The 21853-nt window shown below is 57.5% G+C and carries 20 protein-coding genes; 12 read left to right on the top strand and 8 right to left on the bottom strand.

Annotated elements, in window-relative coordinates; translation table 11 throughout:
- Nucleotides 1–12 precede the first annotated feature (12 nt).
- Nucleotides 13–723, bottom strand: a complete 711-nt coding sequence (locus Q1B46_RS11775) for a GntR family transcriptional regulator (protein ID WP_299948159.1) — start codon at nt 721–723, stop codon at nt 13–15.
- A gap of 105 nt (nt 724–828) precedes the next feature.
- On the opposite strand from Q1B46_RS11775, the gene Q1B46_RS11770 reads away from it, so the two are divergent.
- Genes Q1B46_RS11770 through dctP form a run of 6 tightly spaced genes read left to right on the top strand, consistent with a single transcriptional unit; the run spans nt 829 to nt 6405 of the window.
- Nucleotides 829–1983 carry an LLM class flavin-dependent oxidoreductase gene (locus Q1B46_RS11770; RefSeq protein WP_299948157.1) on the top strand — a complete coding sequence of 385 codons (1155 nt, stop codon included), beginning with the start codon at nt 829–831 and terminating at the stop codon, nt 1981–1983.
- Nucleotides 1983–2873, top strand: coding sequence for an aldo/keto reductase (locus Q1B46_RS11765; protein WP_299948155.1), 891 nt, complete (start codon nt 1983–1985; stop codon nt 2871–2873). Before Q1B46_RS11770 ends, Q1B46_RS11765 begins: the two co-directional genes overlap by 1 nt.
- Nucleotides 2873–3388, top strand: a complete 516-nt coding sequence (locus Q1B46_RS11760; RefSeq protein WP_299948153.1) for a flavin reductase family protein — start codon at nt 2873–2875, stop codon at nt 3386–3388. The genes Q1B46_RS11765 and Q1B46_RS11760 overlap by 1 nt, the downstream gene beginning before the upstream one ends.
- Nucleotides 3389–3441: 53 nt before the next feature.
- Nucleotides 3442–4029 carry a TRAP transporter small permease subunit gene (locus Q1B46_RS11755; RefSeq protein WP_299948151.1) on the top strand — a complete coding sequence of 196 codons (588 nt, stop codon included), beginning with the start codon at nt 3442–3444 and terminating at the stop codon, nt 4027–4029.
- The gene (locus Q1B46_RS11750) at nt 4030–5319 is read left to right on the top strand and encodes a TRAP transporter large permease (RefSeq protein WP_299664164.1); all 1290 of its coding nucleotides are present in this window, start codon (nt 4030–4032) and stop codon (nt 5317–5319) included.
- A gap of 24 nt (nt 5320–5343) precedes the next feature.
- Entirely contained in the window at nt 5344–6405 is a 1062-nt protein-coding gene (dctP, locus tag Q1B46_RS11745; RefSeq protein WP_299948148.1) for a TRAP transporter substrate-binding protein DctP, read from the top strand.
- A 30-nt stretch (nt 6406–6435) separates the two neighbouring features.
- Here the strand turns inward: dctP and Q1B46_RS11740 are convergent, their stop codons facing one another.
- On the bottom strand, nt 6436–6906 hold the full coding sequence (locus Q1B46_RS11740; protein ID WP_299948146.1) for a tetratricopeptide repeat protein: 471 nt from the start codon (nt 6904–6906) through the stop codon (nt 6436–6438).
- A 15-nt stretch (nt 6907–6921) separates the two neighbouring features.
- Here Q1B46_RS11740 and Q1B46_RS11735 point away from each other — a divergent pair, with 15 nt between their 5' ends.
- From Q1B46_RS11735 to Q1B46_RS11725, 3 genes are all read left to right on the top strand, one after another.
- Nucleotides 6922–8190, top strand: a complete 1269-nt coding sequence (locus Q1B46_RS11735) for a cytochrome c peroxidase (protein ID WP_299948144.1) — start codon at nt 6922–6924, stop codon at nt 8188–8190.
- Between the two features lie 76 nt (nt 8191–8266).
- Entirely contained in the window at nt 8267–9652 is a 1386-nt protein-coding gene (locus Q1B46_RS11730) for a bifunctional enoyl-CoA hydratase/phosphate acetyltransferase (RefSeq protein ID WP_299948142.1), read from the top strand.
- Complete coding sequence (locus tag Q1B46_RS11725; protein WP_299948140.1) at nt 9652–10824, top strand: acetate/propionate family kinase; 1173 nt, start codon at nt 9652–9654, stop codon at nt 10822–10824. Before Q1B46_RS11730 ends, Q1B46_RS11725 begins: the two co-directional genes overlap by 1 nt.
- 211 nt (nt 10825–11035) lie before the next feature.
- Here Q1B46_RS11725 and gph read toward each other — a convergent pair whose 3' ends face one another.
- Nucleotides 11036–11710: a phosphoglycolate phosphatase gene (gene gph / locus Q1B46_RS11720; protein WP_299948138.1), complete on the bottom strand. Its 675-nt coding sequence runs from the start codon at nt 11708–11710 to the stop codon at nt 11036–11038.
- A gap of 223 nt (nt 11711–11933) precedes the next feature.
- Between gph and Q1B46_RS11715 the strand changes: the two genes are divergently transcribed.
- Together Q1B46_RS11715 and Q1B46_RS11710 are read left to right on the top strand one after the other, a co-directional pair.
- Nucleotides 11934–12101: a hemin uptake protein HemP gene (locus tag Q1B46_RS11715; RefSeq protein ID WP_010441016.1), complete on the top strand. Its 168-nt coding sequence runs from the start codon at nt 11934–11936 to the stop codon at nt 12099–12101.
- A complete protein-coding gene (locus Q1B46_RS11710; protein ID WP_299948136.1) occupies nt 12098–12574 on the top strand; it encodes a hypothetical protein in 477 nt (158 codons plus the stop codon). The genes Q1B46_RS11715 and Q1B46_RS11710 overlap by 4 nt, the downstream gene beginning before the upstream one ends.
- Nucleotides 12575–12619: 45 nt before the next feature.
- Here the strand turns inward: Q1B46_RS11710 and Q1B46_RS11705 are convergent, their stop codons facing one another.
- From Q1B46_RS11705 to Q1B46_RS11685, 5 genes are all read right to left on the bottom strand, one after another.
- Nucleotides 12620–15685 carry an aminotransferase class III-fold pyridoxal phosphate-dependent enzyme gene (locus tag Q1B46_RS11705; RefSeq protein ID WP_299948134.1) on the bottom strand — a complete coding sequence of 1022 codons (3066 nt, stop codon included), beginning with the start codon at nt 15683–15685 and terminating at the stop codon, nt 12620–12622.
- 105 nt (nt 15686–15790) lie between these two features.
- Nucleotides 15791–16663: an NAD(P)-dependent oxidoreductase gene (locus Q1B46_RS11700; protein WP_299948132.1), complete on the bottom strand. Its 873-nt coding sequence runs from the start codon at nt 16661–16663 to the stop codon at nt 15791–15793.
- A 101-nt stretch (nt 16664–16764) separates the two neighbouring features.
- On the bottom strand, nt 16765–17154 hold the full coding sequence (gene cueR / locus Q1B46_RS11695) for a Cu(I)-responsive transcriptional regulator (RefSeq protein WP_299664142.1): 390 nt from the start codon (nt 17152–17154) through the stop codon (nt 16765–16767).
- Complete coding sequence (locus Q1B46_RS11690) at nt 17151–19625, bottom strand: heavy metal translocating P-type ATPase (RefSeq protein WP_299948129.1); 2475 nt, start codon at nt 19623–19625, stop codon at nt 17151–17153. The genes cueR and Q1B46_RS11690 overlap by 4 nt, the downstream gene beginning before the upstream one ends.
- A gap of 112 nt (nt 19626–19737) precedes the next feature.
- On the bottom strand, nt 19738–20370 hold the full coding sequence (locus tag Q1B46_RS11685; RefSeq protein ID WP_299948127.1) for a pyridoxamine 5'-phosphate oxidase family protein: 633 nt from the start codon (nt 20368–20370) through the stop codon (nt 19738–19740).
- Nucleotides 20371–20577: 207 nt separating this feature from the next.
- On the opposite strand from Q1B46_RS11685, the gene Q1B46_RS11680 reads away from it, so the two are divergent.
- Nucleotides 20578–21735: an acyl-CoA dehydrogenase family protein gene (locus tag Q1B46_RS11680; protein ID WP_299948125.1), complete on the top strand. Its 1158-nt coding sequence runs from the start codon at nt 20578–20580 to the stop codon at nt 21733–21735.
- Nucleotides 21736–21853 lie beyond the last annotated feature (118 nt).

Here is a 21853-nt window from a genome sequence, read left to right as displayed (position 1 = left end):
GCGCAGTTCCTTTTACTTCAGGCGTTGGACGTATGTGGCCCGATCCGGGTCGAACCATGTTTTTGAAAACTCGACGGGTTCAGCATTCTCAGACCAACTGAATCGTTCGATGAACCCAGCCGTCTGGCCCGCGGGTTTGGTGAAGCCGCTGGGCGTCCAGTCGGGCAATGCGCCTACCGAAACGCGGTCCTCGGCCCGTGTGATCCAGAAGCCGAGCTGTTGCTGATAATAGCGATACAATGAGTCAGACAGCAGGCTCTGATCGATGGTTCCGGCTGATTCGTCCAACCAGATTTCTTCGACAGCGATGATTGTGTCATTCAGATAGCGCATCCGACGCACCCGCGATGCGTATTTCGACTGGCCAAATTCTGGCAGATCTGAGGGTTTTTCCAGGTGTTCAACCGACAAGACATCGGCGCGCGGCAAACCTCCGCCTTCAGGCAGTTCCAGCCGGAACATGGCGTAGACACTGTTCTGGGTTCCGGTTTCGCGGATGTAATTGCCCGAACCCTGAATGCGCTCCAACATGCCTTTTTTCTCAAGCTCGGCGAGCGATTTTCGCAACGTGCCTACTGAGACCTTCAGATTGATTGCCATATCCCGCTCGGGTGGCAGACGCTCGCCATCGATCAGACGACCTGCCGCGATATCACGGATCAGCAGCTCTGAGATCTGGACATAGATCGGCAGGGCATTGGGGTTGCGGCTGTTGGAGGTCATCGAGGGCGCTTCATTCGGTCGCGGGAAAAATTGATACACTATTGATCTACATCAATGTGATTGCTACGCAAGAGAAAAGTAAAAGATGCACGGAGCGCGAATCAAATGACCATCGTCCCCATCACATCCCCCGATCTGGATGCGGCCGAGGTTTCGTGGTTTGCTGCGCTCTGCTCGGATGATTATCAGTTCCTCGGGCTGCCCGATGGCGATCTGCGGTCAAGTTGGGACCATTGTTCCAGCATCGTGAAAGAGGCCGAGGCGCAAGGGTTCCGCAACATCCTGTGCCCGTCGTCTTATCAGGTCGGTCAGGACACGCTGAGCTTTGTCGCAGGTTGCGCGCCGATCACCGAAAAGATCAACCTGCTGGCCGCCGTGCGTTGTGGTGAGATGCAGCCCATCATGCTGGCCCGCACCATCGCAACGCTCGATCACATGCTGAAAGGGCGGCTGACGGTCAACATCATCTCGTCCGATTTCCCTGGCGAGAAAGCTGACAGCGCCTACCGATATCAACGGTCGCGCGAAGTGGTCGAGATTCTGAAACAGGCCTGGACACAGGACGAGATCAACCATGCGGGCGAGGTCTACAACTTCTCGGGCCTGACCGCTGATCCGGCCCGGCCTTTTCAGACCGGTGGTCCGCTGCTCTATTTTGGTGGCTACTCACCATCTGCTCTGGATCTGTGCGGCGAGCATTGTGACGTTTATCTGATGTGGCCGGAAACCAAGGATCAATTGGCCGAGCGGATGAAAGCAGTTCACACTGTCGCTGAAAACTACAACCGGACGTTGGATTACGGCTTGCGCGTACACATGATCGTTCGGGATACCGAGGCCGAAGCACAGGAATACGCGGACCACATCGTCTCGAAACTGGATGACGACTATGGCCGCGCCATCCGCGAACGGGCGCTGGATGCGACCTCGTTGGGCGTGGCGCATCAGTCCAAGAACCGCGATCTGGCAGATGAATATGGCTATGTCGAACCCGGCCTGTGGACGGGTGTGGGGCGCGCGCGGTCTGGCTGTGGTGCGGCGCTGGTCGGATCGACCGATCAGGTTATGTCTAAGATCGAAGAGTACCAGAAGATGGGCATCCGTGCCTTCATCTTCTCGGGCTATCCGCACATGGACGAAGCCAAACATTTTGGTGCCCGCGTGATGCCCAACCTGAAAACCTGCTCGCTTCCCGAAGCCTACGGGCGCGTGCCTGCAACCACCCCGGCGACCCCGCTGGGAAATGGAGTTCGTCGCTGATGCAACGTGTGAAACTATCTGACACGCTGGAAATGAGCCGCCTTGTCTATGGCATGTGGCGCTTGGGTGATGACAGCGATACGTCGACCGCGCATGTGGAGGCCAAGATTCAGGCTTGTCTGGATCAGGGTATCACCACCTTCGATCAGGCCGACATCTACGGCGGATACGCGGCTGAGGCCGTTTTAGGCAACGCCTTGCGCGCCAATCCCAGGCTGCGCCAGAAGATGGAGATCGTCACCAAGTGTGACATCGTCGCGCCAATGGGGCGATATGCGGATGCCAAGGTTAAATACTACGACACCTCGCGGGCGCATATTCTGAAATCGGTTGATACGTCATTGTCGGAAATGGCAATCGACCATATCGACCTGCTGCTTATCCACCGCCCTGATCCGCTCATGGATCACCATGAAACCGGCGCGGCACTGGATGAAGTTGTTGCCAGCGGCAAGGTCGGCGCAGTTGGCGTGTCCAACTTCCGTCCATGGGACTGGTCTTTGCTGCAATCGGCGATGAAAACGCAGTTGGTCACCAATCAGATTGAAATTTCTCTCGGTGAGATTAGCCCGTTTACCAATGGCGATCTGGTATTCCATCAGCAGCATGGTCATCCACTGATGGCGTGGTCCCCGCTGGGTGGGGGGCTCCTGATGGCCGGCAACCCTCCGGTTGGTGTCGTAGCAGATGAGATAGCTGCGGAATTCGGAGTGGATCGCGCTGCCGTTGCGGTTGCCTTCTTACTCGCGCATCCGGCGATCATCCTGCCGGTTTTGGGGACAAATAACTTGGACCGCATCAGGCGCGCCTCAGACGCATTGAAAGTCAAACTAGACCGCGAAAGCTGGTTCCGCCTGTATGAGGCAGCGCTAGGGCATGAGGTTCCATGATGAACGCAATCTCACGTGACATGACCAACACATTCATCCCGCATAAGGGCGACACAAGAACCCTGCGTGACGCTTTTGGTCGCTTTGCCACGGGTGTTACGGTGGTGACCTGCGACAGCGAAGATGGCCCGATCTGCATTACGGCCAACAGCTTTTCGTCCCTGTCGCTGGATCCACCGCTGGTTATGTGGGCAGGCGATCGCTATTCGCGCCGGTTCCGGTATTTTCATGGGGCGCGCCATTTCAGTGTGCATGTTTTGTCTGCCGAACAGGCCGAGCTTTGCTTTGGCTGTTCAAAAGACGCCCATGCGCTACGCGATATCGAACATGATCGTTGTGAAAACGGCACCCCTTTATTGCCGGGTAGTCTTGCCCGGTTCGAATGCGAGCAGCACGCTTATCACGATGCAGGCGATCACGTGATCGTGGTGGGTAAAGTCCTGAAGGTCAGCATGGCGGATGGAGACGCGCTGACCTTCTTTGCCGGAAAACTCGGCCAATTCGCGAAAACCTAAGCGCGATATGACGACCGCGGGGCAAACTCGCGGCTGACAGTGGGAGGATCCGCATGGGCGGACTGGCATCGGCGCTGGCGCCGATTGCATTCGTGAACGAAACCGCGCTGCGTCTGGGCCGCGCGGTTGGTGTTGTTGCGATTGCATTCATGGTCATCGCAATCCTGATCCAGGTGTTTTTTCGATACGTCCTGGGGAACGCCCTGCCTTGGCCAGATGAGGCCGCGCGGTTCTGTATGTTGTGGATGACTGGCCTGATGGCCCCCACCGCGTTCCGCCGCGGGGGCTTTGTCGCCATCGATATGTTGCAGCGTTTCCTGCCACGCGTGCTTGGCCTATCGCTCAATCTGTTTCTGCTGCTGATCTCGCTGGTGGTCCTGCTGGTCGCAGTCAATATTGGCTGGTCCGAGGTCACTGGCTTTGGCGGCCGGTTCGCCACGGCGGCTCTCTATCTTCCCACCTCTTTTGGGTTCGATGAATGGTACCGCATTCCGCGTAGCTGGATGATGGCATCGCTGCTGGTAGGGATCATCCTTCTGATCTTGGTCAATATCGAACTGGTCCTGCGGTCTGTCGTCACCTTACTTGGTGGCGAGCATCTGCTGCCTGAAATTCCCGAAGCTGCAGTGGGGGCCGAATAAATGCTGATCTGGTTCCTACCCACATTCCTGATCTTCCTGCTAATCGGTCTACCGGTCTTCTTCGCGCTTCTGGCCGCTCCGGGCATATTACTGTGGCTCAGCGGTCAGACCAACGACATCACGTTGCTTTACCGCAATGTCTATAACGGCATGGACAGCTTTCCGTTGATGGCGATCCCGTTTTTCATGCTGGCCGGAGAGTTGATGAACCGAGGCGGTATCACCATCCGCCTCGTGGAGTTTAGCCAGGCCCTGATGGGCCACCTGCGGGGCGGCCTTGCGCATGTGAATGTACTCAGCTCGATCCTTTTTGCCGGCCTGTCTGGATCTGCCGTAGCCGACACTTCGGCGCTTGGATCAATGCTGATCCCGGCGATGGAGAAACAGGGCTATACCCGCAAATTCGCGGCTGCGATCACTGCGGCCAGTTCGGTGATCGGACCGATCATCCCACCCTCGGGCATCATGATCATCTATGCCTATGTTATGGGCGAAAGCGTGGCCGCGCTATTCCTTGCGGGCATCGTGCCGGGGGTGATGGTTGGCGTTGGCCTGATGCTGATGATCAAGGTTATGGCCGATCGCTACGATTTCCCCGTTGCCAGTCGCAAATACACATGGGGTGAGCGTCGTCAGGCCAGTCTCAAGGCCTTCTTTCCACTGCTGACGCCTGTGATCATTCTGGGCGGCATTTTGGGTGGCATCTTCACCCCGACCGAGGCTGCAGCGGTGGCCGTGGGCTACGCGTTCATCATCGGGTTCTTTGTCCTGCGCACCCTGACATTGAAAGAGGTGCCTGAGATTCTCAGCAACGCGGGCATGACCTCGGCGGTCGTCCTGCTGCTGGTTGGTGCTGCGATGGCGTTCAAGACCGTGGTCAGCCTCAGCCATGCGCCAGAACAGCTGGCCTCGCTTATCCTCAGCCTGTCGGAAAATCCACTGATCCTGCTGTTCTTGATCAACCTACTGTTGTTCGTTGTTGGCATGTTCCTGGATGCAGGCCCCGCGATTATCATCCTTGGCCCGATCCTTGGTCCCATCTTCACCAGCCTCGGTGTGGACCCGATCCATTTTGCGATCATCATGAGCGTCAACCTGACCGTTGGTCTGGCCACGCCGCCCATGGGGCTCGTGCTGTTCGTTGCTGCCGCCGTGTCGCGGGAACGGGTTGAAACCATCGCCAAGGCGATCCTGCCGTTTCTGGCAGTCGAAATCATAGTGATCTTCCTGATCACTTACATCCCGGCACTATCCATGACGATCCCGAGAATAACGGGATTTGCAAACTAACTGAGTACCACAGGGAGGAAACGCATGCTCAGAAGATTTATCAAAACCGCAGCGGTGGCCACATCGCTGGTGGCTGCATCCGCCATGGCGGCAGCAGCTGCTGATTATACGTTGCGCGCTACTGCCAACTCGAACGAAAACGACGAGGATTATGACGGCCTGGTCGTCTTCAAAAACTACGTCGAGGCCGCTTCGAACGGTGCAATCGAAGTCGAACTGTTCATCGGCACGCAGCTGTGTTCGAACGGGGCAGAATGCCTGCAGGGCGTGGCGGATGGGACCATCGACATCTACATCTCAACTTCGGGCGGCGCTTCTGGCATCTTCCCCTATGTTCAGGTGTTGGACCTACCCTATCTGATGGCCGACGACCGGATAGCCGAGCATGTTCTGTCAGGTGATTTCACCAGGCAGATGCGTGACATGGCACTGGAGGATTCCGGCGGTGCGATACGTCTGATGACCATCGGCAATACCGGCGGCTGGCGCAACTTTGCCAACACGCAGCGCCGTGTTGCTGAGCCTGCCGATATGGAAGGCCTGAAAATCCGCACCGTGGTCGCTGACCTGCCGCAGGAGTTGGTGAAAGCTCTCGGTGCCTCGCCGACCCCGATCCCGTGGCCTGAACTGTTCACCAGCTTCCAGACCGGTGTTGTCGAGGGGTCCAAGAATGGGATTACCGACATCATGGGCATGAAGTTCCCCGATGCGGGTCTTCAATACGTCACGCTGGATGGTCACGCCTATATGGGCGCGCTGTGGTGGATGAACAACGCCAAATTCCAAGAGATGCCCGAGGACATGCGCCGTGTTGTTGTCGATGGTTTCTATGCTCTGCAGCAGGCAACTTTTGCCTCGCCCAAACGCAAGTCGATCCAGGCCTACGAGGATTTCGTTGCAGGTGGCGGTGACCTTTACGTGCCAACACCTGATCAGAAAGCCGCGTTCAAAGACGCCGCAACCCCGGTTTACGAGTGGTTCCAGACCAATGTTGCCCGTGGTGATGAGGTGTTCACTGCACTGACCGAAGCAGTTGCAGCGGCTGAGGCAGATGTGAATTCTTCGCGCGATGCGGATCTGAACTAAATCGATGGGTCGGGCTTTACGGCCCGACCCTTACCGAAACGGGTACATCCACCCTTTGTAGTCGTTGACCAGAACATGCGCCTTTTCGATCTGCTCCGGCGACATCTTCTTGACCACTTCCTCAAGGCTGATCGCTGCATCGGGATCGCCGCCAATAGCGCTGAGCGTGTACCACATATACGCCCGCACCAGATCAGGCGCGGGCAGGCCCAGACCCAGCTCGTAATACCAGCCAATCCCCGACTGCGCGCCGGGATGGCCTTTCAGCGAGGCGCGCAGGTACCATTCGAACGCCCGCTCATAGTCTTGGTCAACCCCAAGACCCAGCCCATACATTACGCCGATCAGTTCTTCGGCTTCGGCATTGCCAGAGCTGGCGGCTGGCAGAAGCTCTTCGCGGGCGGCCTCAAATTCTCCGGCTTCCATCAGATCGCGCGCTTGTTCCAGTTCGGCCAGCGCAGGTGTCGCGAGACAGAAAAGTGCAAATACAATCTGGCGCATGGGGCTGCCTTCCTGTTGGCCGGGGCCGCTACGGCACAAGACCTGCCGCGCCCGCTGACTGATGATGATTTCATCCCCTTTGATATGGAACAGGCCGCCATTGGTCATCAACTGTTTTACGATCCGATCCTGTCTGGCAACCAGAACATCGCCTGCGCCCATTGCCATCACCCGGATTTTGGCACCTCGGACGGACTGTCGCTGGGCATTGGCGAGGGCGGGCACGGGCTTGGGCCGGATCGAACCCCCGGAAGCGGCGCGGACAAGATTCGCAAACGTATCCCGCGCAATTCGCCCGGGCTGTGGAACCTGGGCGCAAAGGACATCCATACGGTTTTCCATGACGGACGCCTCAGCATCTCTGATGTGTATGGCAATGGCTTCAATTCTCCGGCGCAGGAATGGCTGCCCAACGGGTTGAACTCGATACTGGCCGCGCAGGCGCTGTTCCCGCTGACCTCGCAATTCGAGATGGCCGGGAATGTGGCCGAGAATCAGGTCACAGGCGCGGTGCACGATCGGATCGACAAGGGCTGGCCGATCCTAGCCAAACGCGTACGGATCGATCCGAGGTATGGTGCCGCCTTCGTGGCTGCGTTCGATGAGGTTGAAACGACCGAGGATATCACGATCACCCAGATCGCGAACGTTCTTGCTGCTTTCATGGCTGTGGAATGGCGCAGTACCGACAGCCCATTCGATCAGTATCTGGCCGGAGACAGCTCGGCCCTGACGCCGCAGCAACAAGAGGGAATGAACCTGTTCTTTGGTGATGCAGAGTGTGCCTCTTGCCACTCTGGCCCGCTGCTTTCGGATCAGAAATTCCATGCGCTGGGGCTGCCCCCGTTTGGTCCGGGCAAGACCCGGCAGTGGGATCCCTATGCGCGCGATGTGGGTCGGGTGGGGGAAAGCAACCGGTTGGAAGACGCCTATCGGTTCCGCACGCCCATGCTGCGGAATGTCTCCAAAACCGCCCCCTATGGTCACAACGGTGCTTTCCCCGATCTTGAGGGGATCATCCGCCATCACCTGAACCCTCGGGAAAGCCTTGCTGCCTGGACCCCGGATATGGCGGCTCTACCCAAGGTGCCTTGGTTGGAGAAGGTCGATTTCATCGTCTGGGAGGACAGTCGGGAGATGGATCGACAGCGCCATAAAATCGATATTGCGCAGCAAGAATTGACGGACGAGCAGATCGCTGATCTTGTCGCGTTCCTGGATGCGTTGACGGGAACAACGCTTGATCGGCCAATATTCGGTGTGCCTGCTGGTTTTCAGCCCTAGAAAACCCTGTGAATGTCATTGGATGTTTAACTGAAATCTCATAATGGTCGGTGCAAAACAGCCGCTGAGAGGCGCTATGCAATACCACAACAAGCCATATGATCAGTTACAGGTTGGCGATACTGCTGAACTGACACGGATTTGCACCGAAGATGATTTCTTTGTTTTTGCCTCAAACTCGGGCAACCACAATCCCTTACACCTGTCCACCGAAGACGGCGATGGCGATCAGTTGAACGAGGCCATCGCCCCGGCCATGTTCGTTGGTGCGCTGATCTCGGCGGTTCTGGGAAATGTCCTGCCGGGGGCAGGTACGCTATATAAGTCGCAGAGTTTCGAATTCAGTATGCATGCCTTAGCAGGGGACGAGCTGACTGCGCGCGTCAAGGTTCTTGAAAAGCGCGGGAACCGCGAGGTCGTGATGGAAACCATCGTTGTCCGGCTCAGCGATGGGGCGCTGATTGTCTCAGGTACGGCGGTCGTCGTCGCGCCTGAAAAAGAGATGTCATTCAATGAGATCGAGGTGCCCGGTCTGGTCTTGCAGAGACATCGCCATTTTGACGCGCTGCTTGATCGTTCGCGCCCGCTGCCACCGATCCGCACCGCCGTTGTTGCCCCGGAAGAGCCCAACGCGCTGGGCGGTGCTTTGCTGGCTGCCCGCGAAACCATCATCAAGCCGATCCTGATCGGAGATCCTGATAAGATTGCTGCCGCGGCGCGCGAGATCGAATTGCCGCTGGGTGACACCGAGATAATACCAGTCCGAAATCATTTGGATGCTGCCAATAGGGCGGTTGATCTGGTTGCGGATGGGCAGGCCCAAGCCTTGATGAAGGGGCACTTGCACACTGATGAACTGCTGCGGGCGGCACTTCGGCGCGAGCGTGGCCTTCGTATGGGGCGTCGCTTTACCCATGTCTTTGTCATGGATGTTCCCGGTCAGCCGCACCCTTTATTAGTGACAGATGCAGCGATCAATATCGAACCCGACCTGGAGACTAAAATCGATATCACGCAAAACGCGATTGATCTGGCGATCTCGATCGGGATAGGGGCGCCGAAAGTCGGTGTCTTGTCAGCGGTCGAGACGGTAACCCCGGCAATCCGATCTTCCATTGATGCAGCGCTGCTGTCGAAGATGGCCGACCGGGGGCAGATCAGGGGCGGTCTGGTCGACGGGCCGCTTGCCATGGACAATGCGGTCAGCATTGCGGCTGCACGGACCAAGGGTATCGTGTCCGAGGTGGCTGGTCGTGCGGATGTTCTGGTTGTGCCCAATCTGGATGCGGGCAACATGCTGGCCAAGCAGCTGACCTATATTGCCCACGCCGAAGCGGCCGGAGTCGTTCTTGGCGCTCGGGTACCGATTATCCTAAACAGCCGCGCGGATGATGAAAAGGCGCGGTTGGCTTCCTGTGCTGTGGCAGCCCTGCACGCAGCACGAATGTCGGACGGGATCTGATGGAATATATAATCACGCTGAATTCGGGGTCATCATCGCTGAAGTTCGGATTGTTCACGTCTGGTGACGCCGACCCGATTTTGATCTGCTCGGGTGAGGTTGAACGCATCGGCAGTCCGGCGGCCAGCATCAGTGCAAGTGCCGTCGATGGTCGGGTAATTGCGGATACCACGTCTGAGGCCCTGCGCGATCAAGCCAGCGCGTTGGACTATATTCTGGATCTGCTGGAGCAGCAGTTCCCTTCGGCACGAGTGGTGGCAGTAGGGCATCGCATTGTGCATGGTGGGCCAGACAACGACAGGCCCATACTACTGACCCCCGACAGTTTGCGAATGCTGGAAAAGCTTGAGCCTTTTGCGCCCCTGCATCAACCCTACAATCTGCATGGCGCTCGTACCGCTATGGACAGGTTCCCGGACGCAAAGCAGGTTGCCTGTTTTGATACGGCCTTTCACCGTCATCACCCGTGGGTCAATGACACCTTCGCATTGCCGACCGAGTATTATGACATGGGCGTTCGGCGCTATGGTTTCCACGGGCTGAGTTATGATTACATTTCGGATCATCTGGCCAAGACAGCTCCGCTGATACACGGTGGGCGGGTGGTCGTAGCTCATCTTGGGAACGGAGCATCGATGTGTGCCATGATCGGCGGCCGCTCGGTTGGGTCAAGCATGGGGTTCTCGGCCATGGATGGTTTGCCGATGGGAACGCGCTGCGGCCAGCTGGATCCGGGCGTTGTTCTGTATCTCATGGATCAGAGGGGCATGAGTGCGGATGAAATTTCTGATCTTCTTTATCGCAAATCCGGGCTGTTGGGTCTTTCGGGGATGACGAATGATATGCGTACCCTCGAATCCTCGGATACACCGGGCGCACGCAACGCCATCAACTATTATACGTTTCGTATCCGCCGTGAGTTGGGGGCACTTGCCGCTGTTCTGGGTGGTTTGGATGCCGTCGTGTTTACCGGCGGGATCGGCGAGAACTCGACCTATATCCGCGACCGTATCTGTACCGACATGGGATGGCTGGGGATTGAGCTGGACCATGATGCTAACGCTGATAACTGGCGAGTTATTTCGACTGATCTGTCCCGTGTGAAATTGATGGTCATTCCTACAAACGAAGAGTTGGTAATCGCGCGGGCAGCGGCTGCACAGGCCGTATAAAACTCGGCTATCGGGACTTGTGCGCGCGGAAATTTGCCGAATTTCGGAGAAAAAATTGCGGCACTACGGGAATCCCCCAATTTCGCGTATCGCGCGGGTGCGTTAACTTCTTATTAACTACCGGGCCAGCGTGCCCAACCACTTTCACTAAATTCCCCCGATGAGGGGCTGGCTTCTTACCCCCTTGGCCGGCCCCTCAATTTTTTCAGGCCTATGCCTGCAAAGCTGCGTCCTGCAAGATATGCCGAACAAGCACGGGTAATTTGGCGCTATTGTCATAGCTGAATGTGTGCGGCAGGTCCGCGACTGGTGATTTGCGATACCCCTTTTCAAACAGTAAAAACGGCACCTTCGCACGTTGGGCTGTTTCGGCATCCACCTCACTATCACCGACGAAAATCTGCGGTCCAACGACTGGCAATGCCTTGAAGCTGGCGTACAGATGCGCCGGATCTGGCTTACGAGTGTCCAATGTATCGCCGCCGTACACGGTATCGAAATAAGGCAATAGTTTCAGTTCGCCCAGCACATGCCGGGCCGGAGCCTCGGGTTTGTTGGTGCAGACGCCAAGCGCACAACCCATTCCTTGAAGTTCATCCAACGCCTCGAGCACTCCAGGATAAACTGTCGTCTGATCACACGCGCCTGCATTGTAATGTGTCAATGTAAGCTGTGTTAGTTCCGCGTGGCGCACCGTGTCCATTCCGCAATGGATCATCACGCGCTCGACCAGTTTGGGCAGGCCGTTTCCCACGAATCCGCCGATTGTCTCTTTGGGCAGGGTGGGATGGCCTTGGTCGCACAACATGCGGTTCGCTGCAGCTGCGATGTCGGCGAGGCTGTCCACCAGAGTGCCATCCAGATCAAAAACTACAACTGCCGTCATCTGCGATTCTGCCTTTATTGTCTGTATTCAATGCCTAATTCGCGGCGCGCGGTCGCGCAATAGTGATACCAGAAGATGATTGCAAAACCGAAGCTTGACAAACCTTACTATTTTAATCAGATTAAGTTTGTGAACAGATAGCCAACCCAAATGTGGGTCAGCCAGATCAAGCGAAACAAACGCAGATAAGGCCATGTGCCAAAGACGCTCTGGAGATGTCCCGATGAACATGCAAACCCCTTCCTCGACCCAAAGCTATGCTGTTTCGATGCTTCCGGCTCACAAGGCCGAAGACCTCACTAATGGCGGTAATCTGGCCCATATCGAGCTGGGCGATCAGCTGTATACGTTGCGCATCACCCGCGCAGGCAAACTGATCCTGACAAAATGAACACACCTTCATCGCGTGGCGGGGCCGCCGTTGGCCGCCTGTCTGACATGAGCCCCATTGAGGCCGGTGCAGTGATGTATCTGCGTCTTTGGGGTGACGGGGCCGAGGGCCGCACCAATGCAGCAAGTGATTTCAATATTGCGCTGGGTGCAGATCAAGGGCGCGCCACGATGCTGGCGCTGGATCGGCTCTGCTCACTTTGTGCGCATCATGGCCGTCGGCCTCTGGTGCGTCACGGGCTAGGATGTGTGTGTCTGGGGGCGGATGAGAACTGTTTTGCCCAGATGATTGCAGCCGCTTCCGAAGGTGCGCGCGAAGACGCAATGATGATGGCCTCACTGATCGTACGGCCCGATTTTGCACCAGCTCTGGCCTCATTGTCCGAAGAACTGGGTCTGGCACTGCGCCGCATGACCGCAGCCATACCGATGCCGACGACCGGGCACCAACCCCCAATTTCGGTGCTCCACTGATCGGTGGTAGCAAGACCCCGGCAATTTCGCCGGGGTTTTGTTTTTTTAGCAGCAGCCGCAGCCCGCATGATGGTGATCATGGTCACACGCGGGGGGTGGTTTATAGCCTCCAACCTCTTCAAGCACATCGCGCAGCGTCCAAAGGATCATATCTACGTCGTCCGCGTCGATCGTCAGCGGTGGTCGGATTTTCAGGATATTGTCTTTCGGTCCCTCGCTGCCGATCAGGATGCGGTGATCACGCATCCGGTTTTTGACGTAGCTGCAAATCTCACTGCTTTCCGATCCGTCCGGGTTAATCAGCTCTACGCCGAGAAATAGGCCCATACCGCGCACATCGCCAACGCAGGCGAAGCCGGCTTCGATCTGTCTAAGCCCATCCATCAAGCGCCCCCCCATGGAACGGGCGTTCTCTTGCAGGCCTTCGTCATCGACAATGTCCAGCACCTCTTTCCCTAGCCGACAGGACAAGGTGGAGCCGCCGAAGGTCGAAAAAAACTCGATCCCGTTATCGAAGCTTTCAGCAATCGCCTTGGTTGTCACAAGCACGCCCAGCGGATGACCGTTGCCAATGGGTTTCCCCATAACCACGATATCGGGCAGCGCGCCCTGATGTTCGAAGCCGAAGTAATAGTCGCCCAGACGCCCAAGGCCGGTCTGAACTTCATCGGCAATGCAGACCCCACCGGCGGCACGAATTTTTTCATAGACCGCAGGCAGATAATCTTGTGGTGGGATAATTTGCCCTCCGACCGAAGGGAAGGTTTCCGCGATAAAGCCCGCAAGCCCGTGGCCTTTCGCCTGCAACGCCGCAATTGCCGGATCAACCAGATCTGCAAATTTCTGGGCTCGGTCTGGATCGTCGCGCCGAAACGAACCACGATAATCATCTGCGACTTCAACCAGTTCCACCCAATCGGCCTGTCCGACCCCGCCGGGTTTGTTGAACTTGTAGGCTGAGATCGCGACCGCTGCATTGGTGTTGCCGTGATAACCGTGATCCGGCGTCACAATCCCATTCGCGCCGGTATGGGCGCGCGCCAGACGCAGGGCCAACTCATTGGCTTCGGTCCCCGAGTTGACGAAGAAACAAACCTCAAGATGATCCGGTAGTTTCGATAAGATCTTATCGGCAAAGGCGGTCTGTGCGGGATGCAGGTACCGCGTATTCGAATTCATCCGCTTCAGTTGATCCGCTGCAACCGCCTGAATACGCGGGTGTGCATGGCCCACATGCGGTACGTTATTATACGCATCCAGATAGGGCCGCCCCCACTCGTCGAACAGGTGATGTTTCCATCCGCGCATCAGCATGACCGGGTCGTCATAGGTCAGGCTGAGATTGCCGCCAAAGTGATCGTGGCGCCCATTCAGGATCGCCTGCTTGTCAGTCGGTTGGTAAAAAACCTTTTCATCCGGCAAGTTTAACAAAGCTGCAGGGTTGGGGCAGACTGCATGCCACAGCTCCAACTCATCTGGATCTGCAACACCGGGCCAGTCGGCCTGCATCCCGTCGGTTGTCATCGCCAGTTGGAAATGCACATGCGGCGCCCAGCCGCCGTTCTGACTGGCGTCTCCCAATCGGGCAAAGGCAGCCCCCTGTGCCACTGGATCACCGGGTTTCAAACGTTCGCTGACCTCGGGGTCCAGATGGCCATAGAGCGTATAGAATGCGTCACCTTCGGGCGTTTCGTGATGCAGGATCACAACCCCGCCGTAATCGAGGTGATCATCTCTGTTCTCAACCGCTTCGACCCGTCCGCTAAGTGGCGCGTGCAGCACCGTCCCGGCGGGGGCAAATACATCCACAGCCAGATGCACCGTACGCCGGTCGGACGCTTTCCAGGGGCCCTTGCGAAACCCTGACTCGGCATAGATCAGACGGGGTTCGCTGTAATAACCAAGCCAGAGTCCTTCTCCGAATTCCTCACCCACCCGTGCGGCCTCATCAAGCGGCATGTGGAACGGGTTCTGTGGCCAGGTTGAGTTTTCCACCGATAGTGAACCCATCGGAACGTCGCGCAGATCCTGTTCAAACATTGGAGCAAAATGCCCACGATGATTGGACAGATAAGCGTGGATACGCTCGGCACCGTCCACCACAGGCAGGCCACAGGCTGCGCGCAGACGGGCGGGCATAAGCGCGCCATTGATCGACCCGTCCTCCAATAATCGCCACGCCGGGGCCTGACTGATCGTGACATATGGATCGTCCGGGTTTTCTGCTGCCATCAACGTCGAGTTCACAACCGATACCGCCAGCCGCATTTGTAGCAGGGGCCAAATCAGGTCGATCTCATCCGGGCGCAAACGGTTGGCAGCATGATACCCGCGCACCAACGCAGCCAATGCGCGCTCAGGTTTGGGATGATCCAGAACGACATAGGCACCGGCAATTGCCAAATCGCACACACGGGGTGCGGCGCACATGTCACCAAGATCGATCAGGCCCGAGATGCTGCGGCGTTCGCCTAACGTGCCTTCGACAAGGATATTGTAGTCATTGGCATCATTGTGGATGGCCTGCTTCGGCAGGGTATTCAGCTGATCGTGAATGACTTCGAATTCTGATGCTACCTGCTGCAGTCGTGCACGCCGTTCTGGATCGGAAATTGCCCCCAGTTGATCGACGATCCACCCGGCCTGTGTCAGGTCCCATTTGAATTCTGCGCGATGCAGACCCTCATGAGTGAAGCCCTCAAACGCCCGGCCCGTCGCGCCAAGTACGCGACCCAGCTTCAGGATCAGATCTTCCGTCTTGGGCGCGCTGTGGGCATAACATTTCCCGGGTAGCCGTTCTAGCAGCCAAACCAGCCGCGACTGCCCCTGCGTGTCGATGATCTCCGGCAGCAGACCTCCGTTCATATCAGGAAGAACGGCGGGAAAGGGCAAGCCCGGTGCCGCTGAGTTAAGATGCTCCAGCGCCTTGATCTGCATATCGACCAATCCCGCATCGCACCCTGGCCGCATCACCTTGAGCACATAATCCTGCCCGTTGGTGGCCTCCACCAGAAAGTTGAGGTCATATTCACCATCCAGCCGCGTCAGACGGGCCTCCAGTCCCCAATGTTCACGCAGGCGACCCGCCCAGAAAGCGTTTATTTCTCCCATGCGATGCCTCTTGCAATTGCCACGGTGATCCTCTTCATCTGGCCCAAAATACCTTCGGGGGGAATCGCGCTTTGGCGCGATGGGGGGCAGACAGCCCCCTTTTCGTCAGTCTAATGCCCGCAGCCGTTTGAACAGCGAAGAGGTATCCCACCGACCTCCACCCAGTTTCTGCACATCCTTGTAGAACTGATCGACCAAGGCGGTAATCGGCAGCGAGGCTCCGGTCTCATTGGCGGTGTCCAGACAGATACCCAAATCCTTGCGCATCCAGTCAACGGCGAAGCCGTGTTCGAAATGGTCGTCCAGCATGGTCTCATACCGGTTTGCCATCTGCCAGCTGCCCGCTGCACCCTGGCTGATTACCTCGACGACCGCGCGGCCATCCAGCCCGGCTTTTTCGGCAAAGTGCAGCGCTTCGCTGAGGCCCTGCACCAGCCCGGCGATGGCAATCTGGTTGCACATTTTGGTCATTTGACCCGCACCGCTTTCACCAATGCGGCGACAGATCTTCGAATAGACCTGCATCACCGGTTCGGTCGCATCATAAGCCGCTTGGTCGCCGCCGCACATGATTGATAACACACCATTTTCCGCACCGGCCTGACCGCCCGAGATCGGGGCATCCACAAAAGCGATACCCTGCGCCTTGCCGGCCTCGTACAACTCGCGGGTTACCTTGGCAGATACGGTGGTGTGGTCCACAAAGACCGTGTTCTTGGCCATTCCTTGAAAGGCCCCATCCTCGCCCGTGCATACCATACGCAGATCGTCGTCATTGCCGACACAAGCCATCACGAAATCTGCCCCTTCCGCGGCTTCGCGCGGCGTGAGCGCCATGGCTCCGCCATGTTGGGCAACCCATGCCTCGGCCTTGGATGCAGTGCGGTTGTAGACGGTGACGTCGTGGCCTGCAGCTTGAAGGTGCCCTGCCATCGGGTAACCCATAACGCCAAGGCCAAGGAATGCAACTTTTGCCATGTGATGATCCTCTCTGTTATCCGTCCTTGGCCTCAGCGGCGCAGCAGGTCGTGATGTTTAGCAGAGACAAAGCAAAGCTTGGGCCAAAGGGCAACCCTGCGTTAGGGTTTGCCGCCAAGGTCTTTGAGGATCGGGCAATCCGGGCGGTCATCTCCGGCACAAGCCTCGACCAGATGGCTGAGTGTGTCACGCATGCCTCGGAGGTCAGCGATCTTGGCATCGATCTGCACCAAATGGTCCCGCGCGACGCGTTTTACATCAGAGCTGGCGCGCGTCTCATCCTCGTATAGGGCCAGCAGTGTGCGGCAATCCTCGATGGTGAACCCCAATGCGCGGGCGCGCCCCAAAAATTTCAGCTTGTGAATGTCCTGATCCCGAAACCGGCGATATCCGTTATCATCACGCAGCGGTTTGATCAGGTCGATATCTTCGTAGTAGCGGATGGTTTTGACGGGCAGACCCGTATGGGTTGAGACCTCACCAATATTCATGCGATGGCCTCCTTATGGGGTGGTTTTCGACCAATCTCAGGCAAGTTGGTCCGGATGCGCCGAAGCCTCAGGGCGTTCGAGACGACAAAGACACTGGACAGGGCCATGGCTCCGGCCGCCAGCGCGGGTGAAAGCAAATGACCGCCCAAGGGGTACAACACCCCGGCTGCAACTGGGATTAGAAGCGTGTTGTACCCAAAGGCCCAGCCAAGATTCTGCCGGATGTTGCGCATTGTGCGTCGGCTGATTTCGACCGCATTCGCAACCCCGCGCAGATCGCCCGACATCAAAACCACATCTGCCGTTTCGATGGCCACATCCGTACCGGTTCCAATCGCCACACTTATATCTGCCGTCGCCAGCGCAGGCGCATCGTTGATACCATCACCGACAAAAGCAAGCGTTCCAAACTGGTGCTGCAACCCTTCGATTGCATCAACCTTGCCATCTGGCAGCACCTCGGCAGTGACGTGATCAATGCCCAGCTTGTCAGCCAATGCTTGTGCTGTTTGTGCGTTGTCGCCCGTGATCATGGCCAGAGTCAGACCCATCTGGTGCAGACGTGCCAACGCTTCGGGCGTGCCCGGCTTGATTGGGTCCGAAACCGTCAAGGCCGCAGCGGCTTGCCCGTCAATCGCCACATAAATCGGCGTTGCGCCTTCTGCGGCACGTTTCTGAGCCTCAAGCCGCAGGTCGCCGAGGTCAAGGTTGTGTTGCTCCATCAGCCGGTCAGCACCAATCAGTACCGAACAGCCTTCGATTTGTGCACGCAGGCCAAGCCCTGTCAGAGATTCAAATTCTTCCACATCGGGCAAATTATCGGGCCCTGCGCGTGTGATTGCTGTGGCGATAGGGTGTTCCGAGCGTGCCTCGGCAGCGGCAGCCAAGCGCAGAACTTCTGCGCGACCAAAGCCATTTGTTGTTATGACGTTTTCCAGTTCCGGGCGGCCAAGGGTCAGTGTGCCTGTCTTATCCAACGCGACCACTTGTGCCTGCTGCAAAAGCTGCAGCGCATCCCCTTTACGGAACAACACGCCAAGCTCGGCCGCGCGACCCGTCCCCACCATGATCGAAGTTGGCGTGGCCAAACCCATCGCACAGGGGCAGGCGATGATCAGCACCGATACCCCGGCCACCAGCGCCAGCGGCAATGCCGGAGCCGGGCCAAAGATCAGCCACGCGGCGACCGTCAGCAACGCCACTCCAATAACGGCGGGCACAAAATAGTAGGTGATCCGATCCACCAAACCCTGGATGGGTAGCTTTGCGCCCTGCGCCTGTTCGACCATTCCGATGACCTGCGCCAACACAGTATCGGCACCCACATGGGTTGCGCGAATGCGCAGCGCTCCGGTGCCATTTACCGTTCCGCCAACAACCGGATCGCCCTTTGCTTTGCCAACGGGTACGGGCTCACCCGTGATCATGCTTTCGTCGATATACGAGGTTCCATCCAAAACCGCGCCGTCCACGGGCACACGTTCACCCGGACGGATTTGTACGATATCCCCAACCACGATCTCAGCGATGGGCCGGTCAAGAGTGGCCCCACCCCGCTCGACCCGCGCGGTTTTGGGCTGCAGCCCAACCAGTTTGCGGATCGCGGCCCCGGTTCGTCCCTTAGCACGGGATTCCATCAGGCGGCCCAGCAAGATCAGCACAACGATGACCGCTGCAGCCTCGAAATAGACATTTGCAGTGCCTTGCGGCAGCACCTGCGGCGCAAAAGTTGCGAGGACCGAATACAGATACGCCGCGCCTGTTCCTAATGCGACCAGTGCATTCATATCGGGCGCACCACGCAACAGCGATGGAATGCCCTTGGCATAGAACACGCGTCCCGGGCCGAGAAGCAACGCAGAGGTTAGGGCGAACTGGATCAGATGGCTTGTATGCAAGCCAATGGTCGCATGCACCCAATGGTGAAATGCTGGGATCATGTGCCCGCCCATTTCTAGTACGAAAACCGGCAAGGCCAGTGCGGCAGCGGTCATAGTTGTGCGGCGCAAACCAGCAAGTTCTTTGGCCTTGTCATCGCGATCCGCCGTGCCGGTATCCGTCGGGCGCGTCGGATACCCCGCTTCAGTTAGTGTTTTGGCCAACGTTGCCGGTTCGGTTGCGCTGTCGGCATAGGTTACAGTGGCGTTGTTGGTGGCAAGATTGACCGCTGCGTCAACCACACCCGGTGCGGCCCTCAGGGCGCGTTCAATCCGGGATACGCACGAGGCGCAGCTCATACCGTCGATGTCTAGACGGGTCTGTTGTGTTGCTGCCGGATATCCTGCTGTTTTGAGCGCATCCAGAACTTCGGAAATCGATTTGTCATAGGTGACATCTGCGGTTTCGGTCGCGAAGTTGACCACGGCAGCACGCACGCCCGGTGCGGCCCGCAATGCGCCTTCAACCCGGCCAACGCACGAGGCGCAGCTCATACCTGTTATCTTGATCTGTGAGTGCAGTGAATCGGCCATCCGAGGCGCCCTGACAATGATGTTCGCCTTAGATATAAAGGTTCCAGTGACAGGAGGGTCAAGGTGCAGCTGACACCTGCGCGCGCCCGTCGCACCCAAACTTGCAGCTTTTCTATCTGCCTGAAGCTTTGAGTTCGGTCAATTCACGTTGCAGCCGCTGGTTTTCTGCCTGTAGCACCGCCAGTTGCTGGCCCAGATCGTTCAGGTGCGGCCGAAGCTCGGCTTCGGTAAAGCGTGGCGTAATGTGGCGCGGGCAGTTCCAGTCGAGCGCTTCAACCTTGATGATCGCTGCGCGCTCGGCTTCGGTCTCGGCGCCTTCAACATAGAGATCAGCCGCCGCCTCGGGACCTTCCGAAAATTCCATACGCCCAAGGATCTTAAGGCGGCGCTGGTTCGCATAATCCATCAGGATCAAGGCCACGCGGTCATTCCCATCCAGATTCCCGCGCGAAATATACTGCTTGTTTCCCGATAAATCCGCATAACCGATTGTTTGCGAATCCAGCACTTTCAAAAATCCGATTGGCCCGCCACGGAACTGCACATAGGGCCAGCCCGTTTCAGACACCGTAGCTTGATAGAACCCGTCACGGGCCTGAATGAACGCCTCTTCTGTCGGGCCTATTTGGTGGCCTTGCTGTGGTCCGGAGTTGAGAAATTTCGCATAAGTAGCGGCAGATCCCATCCGTTCCTGATGGGCGCGAACTGTAGGCGTAAATGTCAGTTCAGAAAAGGCGCGGGGCATTGTGCTGTCTCCTGGGGCTGTCGGGGCTTGCCCAATATGGCCAACTATTGTGCGGTCTGTCAGGCGTGGGAACGCAGATGTGATCACGAGCGGCTTTTGCGCCAAAGACGTTGCGTAGCGTTCTTGCTGGACGCAACGTCACACGGATTGGAAGGAATCACACACCCGAGTAGCCTTGGGCAAACACTTGATCTGGAGAGCCTATTGATGTCGCTTTTTACCAGCACCGCCGCTTGGGTCACTGACGAACACCGGATGTTTGCCGAAATGGCGGGCCGGTTCCTGGATGATGCGTTGGTGCCCAACACGGAAAAATGGGCCGAGAATGGGGCAGTTGATCGCGCGTTCTGGCTGCAGGCGGGCCAGACGGGTCTGATGGCTGGTTCCATTGCCGAGGAATATGGCGGCGTAGGCGGTGGGATGGGGTTTGATTCCGTCACCTTGTATGAGCAGACCGCCCGCGGTGATGCAGGCTGGGGCTATGGAATCCAGTCGATCGTGACCCACTATATAAACACCTATGGCAGCGAGGATCAGAAACAGAAATGGCTGCCGAAACTGGCCTCGGGTGAAATGATCAGTGCGCTGGCCATGACCGAGCCGGGCACCGGATCGGATGTGCAGGCGGTGAAAACGACGGCTGAGAAGGACGGGAATTCCTATCGGCTCAATGGTTCCAAGATATTTATCACCAACGGGCAATCCGCCGATCTGGTCATTGTTGCGGCCAAAACCGACAAGTCCCTGGGTGCGAAGGGCGTTTCTTTGATCGCTATTGAAACTGAAGGGGCCGAGGGATTTCGGAGAGGACGGAACCTCAAGAAACTTGGGATGAAGGGGAACGATACGGCTGAATTGTTCTTTGAGGACGTCAAGGTGCCGATGACCAATCTGTTGGGCTCGGAAGAGGGGCAGGGGTTCTATCAATTGATGAAGCAGCTGCCGTGGGAACGTTTAACCATTGGGATCATGGCGCTGGGCGCGATTGATTTCGCCATTTCCGAAACGGTGAAATATGTGCAAGAGCGCAAAGCCTTCGGTCAGCGGGTGATGGATTTTCAGAATACGCGTTTCAAACTGGCCGAGTGCAAGACCAAGGCCGAGGTGCTGCGCAGTTTCGTCAATGACTGCATCGGCAAGCTGGAAGCCGGTGAGCTGGATGCGGCGACCGCCTCGATGGTCAAGTACTGGGGATCAGAAGTGCAGAACGAAGTCATGCACGAATGTCTGCAGCTTTTTGGTGGATATGGGTTCATGACGGAGTACCCAATTGCGCGGCTCTATGCGGACGCACGGGTTCAGATGATCTATGGCGGGACCAATGAGGTTATGAAGGAACTCATCGCCCGCTCGTTGGACGTCTGACACCAAGCACTCCCGCCCGTCGTCGACATTCCTGACCCTCCTCGCTGTCCGCAGGACGCAAGGCCGTAGGCCGCGCAGGAATTGTCACAGACCGGCATTGATGCGGTACCTTTTGCCT

The sequence above is a fragment of the uncultured Ruegeria sp. genome, assembly GCF_947500045.1.
Taxonomy (GTDB): domain Bacteria; phylum Pseudomonadota; class Alphaproteobacteria; order Rhodobacterales; family Rhodobacteraceae; genus Ruegeria.
The sequence above is the reverse complement of the archived record's forward strand: the minus strand, read 5'-3'. Positions and strand labels throughout refer to the sequence as shown.

What these genes read in the sequence shown, in the direction of transcription:
- Q1B46_RS11775 (WP_299948159.1), bottom strand. Translation starts at nt 723, where the DNA reads ATGACCTCCAACAGCCGCAACCCCAATGCCCTGCCGATCTATGTCCAG.
- Q1B46_RS11710 (WP_299948136.1), top strand. Translation starts at nt 12,098, where the DNA reads ATGAACACACCTTCATCGCGTGGCGGGGCCGCCGTTGGCCGCCTGTCT.
- Q1B46_RS11740 (WP_299948146.1), bottom strand. Translation starts at nt 6,906, where the DNA reads ATGCGCCAGATTGTATTTGCACTTTTCTGTCTCGCGACACCTGCGCTG.
- Q1B46_RS11760 (WP_299948153.1), top strand. Translation starts at nt 2,873, where the DNA reads ATGAACGCAATCTCACGTGACATGACCAACACATTCATCCCGCATAAG.
- Q1B46_RS11730 (WP_299948142.1), top strand. Translation starts at nt 8,267, where the DNA reads ATGCAATACCACAACAAGCCATATGATCAGTTACAGGTTGGCGATACT.
- gph (WP_299948138.1), bottom strand. Translation starts at nt 11,710, where the DNA reads ATGACGGCAGTTGTAGTTTTTGATCTGGATGGCACTCTGGTGGACAGC.
- Q1B46_RS11770 (WP_299948157.1), top strand. Translation starts at nt 829, where the DNA reads ATGACCATCGTCCCCATCACATCCCCCGATCTGGATGCGGCCGAGGTT.
- Q1B46_RS11750 (WP_299664164.1), top strand. Translation starts at nt 4,030, where the DNA reads ATGCTGATCTGGTTCCTACCCACATTCCTGATCTTCCTGCTAATCGGT.
- Q1B46_RS11755 (WP_299948151.1), top strand. Translation starts at nt 3,442, where the DNA reads ATGGGCGGACTGGCATCGGCGCTGGCGCCGATTGCATTCGTGAACGAA.
- dctP (WP_299948148.1), top strand. Translation starts at nt 5,344, where the DNA reads ATGCTCAGAAGATTTATCAAAACCGCAGCGGTGGCCACATCGCTGGTG.
- Q1B46_RS11685 (WP_299948127.1), bottom strand. Translation starts at nt 20,370, where the DNA reads ATGCCCCGCGCCTTTTCTGAACTGACATTTACGCCTACAGTTCGCGCC.
- Q1B46_RS11725 (WP_299948140.1), top strand. Translation starts at nt 9,652, where the DNA reads ATGGAATATATAATCACGCTGAATTCGGGGTCATCATCGCTGAAGTTC.
- Q1B46_RS11690 (WP_299948129.1), bottom strand. Translation starts at nt 19,625, where the DNA reads ATGGCCGATTCACTGCACTCACAGATCAAGATAACAGGTATGAGCTGC.
- cueR (WP_299664142.1), bottom strand. Translation starts at nt 17,154, where the DNA reads ATGAATATTGGTGAGGTCTCAACCCATACGGGTCTGCCCGTCAAAACC.
- Q1B46_RS11705 (WP_299948134.1), bottom strand. Translation starts at nt 15,685, where the DNA reads ATGGGAGAAATAAACGCTTTCTGGGCGGGTCGCCTGCGTGAACATTGG.
- Q1B46_RS11700 (WP_299948132.1), bottom strand. Translation starts at nt 16,663, where the DNA reads ATGGCAAAAGTTGCATTCCTTGGCCTTGGCGTTATGGGTTACCCGATG.
- Q1B46_RS11765 (WP_299948155.1), top strand. Translation starts at nt 1,983, where the DNA reads ATGCAACGTGTGAAACTATCTGACACGCTGGAAATGAGCCGCCTTGTC.
- Q1B46_RS11715 (WP_010441016.1), top strand. Translation starts at nt 11,934, where the DNA reads ATGAACATGCAAACCCCTTCCTCGACCCAAAGCTATGCTGTTTCGATG.
- Q1B46_RS11680 (WP_299948125.1), top strand. Translation starts at nt 20,578, where the DNA reads ATGTCGCTTTTTACCAGCACCGCCGCTTGGGTCACTGACGAACACCGG.